This window comes from Fulvivirga sp. (genome assembly GCF_040220315.1).
Classification (GTDB): domain Bacteria; phylum Bacteroidota; class Bacteroidia; order Cytophagales; family Cyclobacteriaceae; genus Fulvivirga.
Genome location: NZ_JAVJUY010000057.1, coordinates 1 through 3,753 on the forward strand (window position 1 = coordinate 1; position 3,753 = coordinate 3,753).

4 protein-coding genes are annotated in these 3,753 nt (G+C 33.3%); 1 reads left to right on the forward strand and 3 read right to left on the reverse strand.

Going from position 1 to position 3,753, the window contains the following annotated elements:
- Positions 1-1,720, forward strand: a 1,720-nt coding sequence (locus RLO81_RS02640; RefSeq protein ID WP_350106840.1) for an Ig-like domain-containing protein, incomplete at its 5' end; no start/stop codon positions are given.
- 10 nt (positions 1,721-1,730) lie between these two features.
- Here RLO81_RS02640 and RLO81_RS02645 read toward each other — a convergent pair.
- The 3 genes from RLO81_RS02645 to RLO81_RS02655 all read right to left on the reverse strand — a co-directional run.
- Positions 1,731-2,243: a DUF1579 family protein gene (locus RLO81_RS02645; protein ID WP_350106843.1), complete on the reverse strand. Its 513-nt coding sequence runs from the start codon at positions 2,241-2,243 to the stop codon at positions 1,731-1,733.
- Positions 2,244-2,330: 87 nt separating this feature from the next.
- The gene (locus RLO81_RS02650) at positions 2,331-3,260 is read right to left on the reverse strand and encodes a nuclear transport factor 2 family protein (RefSeq protein ID WP_350106846.1); all 930 of its coding nucleotides are present in this window, start codon (positions 3,258-3,260) and stop codon (positions 2,331-2,333) included.
- Between the two features lie 8 nt (positions 3,261-3,268).
- Positions 3,269-3,753: hypothetical protein (locus RLO81_RS02655; protein ID WP_350106849.1), on the reverse strand; the 485-nt coding region annotated here is incomplete at its 5' end.

Below are 3,753 nucleotides of genomic sequence, written 5' to 3' on the forward strand. Positions count from 1 at the left end.
TGAAGATATATCGGAAAATTTCAATGAAGAAAGTTCATATGTAGAAATTGAATATGACATAACTCCCCCTGAGTTAAATATAAACCACACTAATAATACTGTACCAAATAGCTATCTTGTTGATTTAATATTTACAGAACCTGTAAATAATTTTAATGAAGATGACATCTTAATTACTAATGCAACAATAACTTCTTTGAATTCTATCACTTCTAATCAATTTGAATTACTGATAGATTCTGAGGTTTGTGATCCTATAGTCATTTCTGTTTACGAAGAAAAATTTGATGACATTGCGGGCAATTCTAATGTTGAAAATTCTGAATATACAATAGAGCAAAATAATACTCCAATAAGTGTTATCCTCAATCTCATGAAGAATGAAATCGCTCAAAATCCAATAGTAAATGTTGAATTCAGCTCACCAATTATCAATTTAGTAAAAGATACATTTACTGTAGTTAATGGTACAGCACTAAATCTTTTGGCTATTGATACTAAAACGTATGAATTAGAAATTGAACCCAACCCTAATTTTGAAAATATCATGATTCAATTACAAAATAATGTAGTTGAGGATTTTTGTCAAAACACCAATAATGTATCTAACTTAATTGAAATTGATATTATCAATCCTAGATCACAAATAACATTAAGTCAACTGGATAGTTTTGATGGGTATGTTGTTGTAGAGATTGATTTTTCAATTGAACCTATTGGGTTTTCAGAGCAAAATTTATCATTAGTAAATTTCGAAGTGCAAGACTTTTATAGCATGGGTTCAAATTCTTTTATTGTTTACTTAGCCCCATTGGAAGAGGACTATGCGTCAATACAAATTTTAGAAAATGTAACTAATAATATTTACGGGTTTGGAAATTTGGAATCAGAAGAATTGGAGATAGACGTTATGGCTCCTATAATTAGTATAAGTAATCTTCCGGAATACACTAACAATCCAGAGCAAACTTTAGCACTAACCGTTTCAGAAACAGTGTCTTCAGAGCTACTTCCAGAAAGTATTTCATTGACAGGAGCAAGCATTATTTCTCTTGATAAAATTCAAGAGAATGAATATGAACTTTCAATATTTATTGAGGTACAAGGTGAAATATTGCTGGATTTGTCTTCAGAGTCAATCTATGATCTGGCTGGGAATCCCAATGTGTTTCAATCAAAAATACTTACAATTTTTGATGACATCAGGCCTAACTTTACTTTCGAAATATTAGCAGACACATTGGTAATTGTTTCCAGTGAACCTGTAACTAACTTAAGGGTTGAAGACCTGAATCTTGAAAATATTATAGTAGAATCAATTGTAAATAATGGTCAAGAATATCGTATTCCAATTAATAATATAACAGGTATTCCTGCATCTATCTCAATTAAGGAAAATCAGGTATTTGATCAAGCTGGTAATGGAAATATTCCATTAGAACCCATAATCATTAACTCAGTTACTAACTCCACATCTTTTGATGAGATAAATCAGATAATAACTTATCCTAACCCATTCGATGATTTTATAATTATAGATTACAATGATTTGAATGTTATTGATAGAGTTGAATTAGTTTCAATTAACGGTAATGTAATTCAACCAAAGTATTTCAAAAAAGCTCAACAGTTAATTCTAGACACTAGTAGTTTGAATAAAGGGATTTATTTTCTTAGAGTGAATGGAAATATTACCAAACTCTTCAAGAATGAAGACTAAAATCTAATACTCAATTTATTGTTACACTCTCCTCCATCAAATGAAACGTCCAATTGACTTGAGTTGAGTCAGTTGTAATATAAGTTCTTCTAAACAGCTTATTTTCGGTAAACTCAATGGTATCCCTCACATATTCCGTTCGACCATCGCCTAATGGAAATTTTGCAACTGTAGAAAGTACATTTTGTTCAATTTTACCTTCCATCAAAACTATCACCGGCCAGGTGGAACTCAACCACACACTCTCATATTGATTGTAAATTGAGTTGTAATTGAAGAACACCAAGTCCATCGCTCTCTTTTGGTTAGGTCGCTCAAACTCAAACCTGCATTCTATAAATGTTGAATCCAAGGAATACACTGAACTCATTGTACCTGCATATTCACGTACCTTCTCTGTATTAAGTGAATAGACTCTTTTCACTTTCCAATCTCCCAATAAAAAGCTTAAATCAGATATGCCCTGACCAAAAGCTCCAGTTTTAATCAGGCATAAAGTCAATAGTATAACAAACTGCTTCATCGTTTTTAATCAATGTTACAGCAGCCTTTATCAAATCATGGTCAGATTAATTAATTGCGGACAAAAACTGTAGGATTTTACTCCTGCTTACCTACCCTTCTGCACTCTTATTTGCTCATTGTAAGAATCATAATCTGCAAAATCCCAATGTCTTAGAATTTTACCATCTTTAATCTGAAGTATGGTTTTTATGGGTATTCTCACAAACACATCGTCTTTACCATTGGTCCAGGAAACAGGCAGCACCATTGAAAAAGTGGTATTGAGCATCACATAACTACCTGAAAAGTATGCTCCATCAATTTCAACATTCAGGTAAGAGGGTTTGGAATCAACCAATATTCCTTTCCATAAAGCCTTTAGTTTTTCTTTTCCTTCCAATTCAAAGCTGGAAGAGTTAAATGCATCTTTAGCCGTCAAATCTTTAAACTCAATATCTTCTGCATACAACGCGGCCATAGCTTCTGGGTCCTTATTGGAATACGCCTGAATATATTCTTCTGCTATTTTCAGGTTGCCCTTTTCTTTTCTTTCTGGATTATGGACTCCATCAATTACGGACCTAGTTTGCCTATCCCATGAATAATAATCACCGAAATCGTATTGCTCTTGAATTTTACCGTCTGCAATTTTAAAAGCAGAAATCATTTCGCCATTACTTACACTTGTCTTTCCATTTCTGGTAGTAGATGATTCAAAAAATTGATCTACAATAACAAAATTCTTGCTTGTGAACATTTCTCGCACACTGATTTTAATGTAATTAGGCTTATTAGCAAAAGCTTGCTTCCAAAGTGAAAGTGCCTTTTCTCTACCGTAATGTGTATCTTCTAATCCATATAAGTCGCCAATCACAACGTCTTGAATTCTCACTGAGTCATCCCAATAGGTTGCCATCTTATCGAAGTCCAACTCTTCATACGCCTTTAAAAAATTATTTACGATTTCTACATTGCTTTGTCCATAGCCTGTTAAAGTCAATAGACCAAAAACACTTGCTAGTATTACATTCTTCATTCTCATAGTTATTCAATTAAATTTCCTTCATTATCATATCGGTTTACTGCTGCCCTATTCCCTGATTCATCATACTCAACCACCAATTTGGCGTAACCAGTTGCCATATTCACTACCAATGCCTTACTAGTATCCATGTATTCCATGGACTTCAATTGGTCGAAATCAGCAAATTCATATTTAGTGATATGGATACCGCTATTGTCAGTTGTTGGCAAACTGTCTATATCCAATAATATTTTTTGAAATCCTTTCGAAAGGCCTTTTTCTCGATCTAACCAATCCATTTCGTACATCCAGATGGAATAGCCATAGCCCATGTCTTTATAGGGTTTTCTTTCAGCAGCATCACCATTAGTGTCATAAAAGCTCCAACCCTGCTCATTACCATACTTGTCGAAATCAAAAAGCACTCGGGCAAAACCAGCAGAATCTTGCATGGTTAATATTCCGCTATCATCCACGTTATCTATAGTATACAAATGATCATACT

What these genes read in the sequence shown, in the direction of transcription:
- RLO81_RS02645 (WP_350106843.1), bottom strand. Translation starts at nt 2,243, where the DNA reads ATGAAGCAGTTTGTTATACTATTGACTTTATGCCTGATTAAAACTGGA.
- RLO81_RS02650 (WP_350106846.1), bottom strand. Translation starts at nt 3,260, where the DNA reads ATGAAGAATGTAATACTAGCAAGTGTTTTTGGTCTATTGACTTTAACA.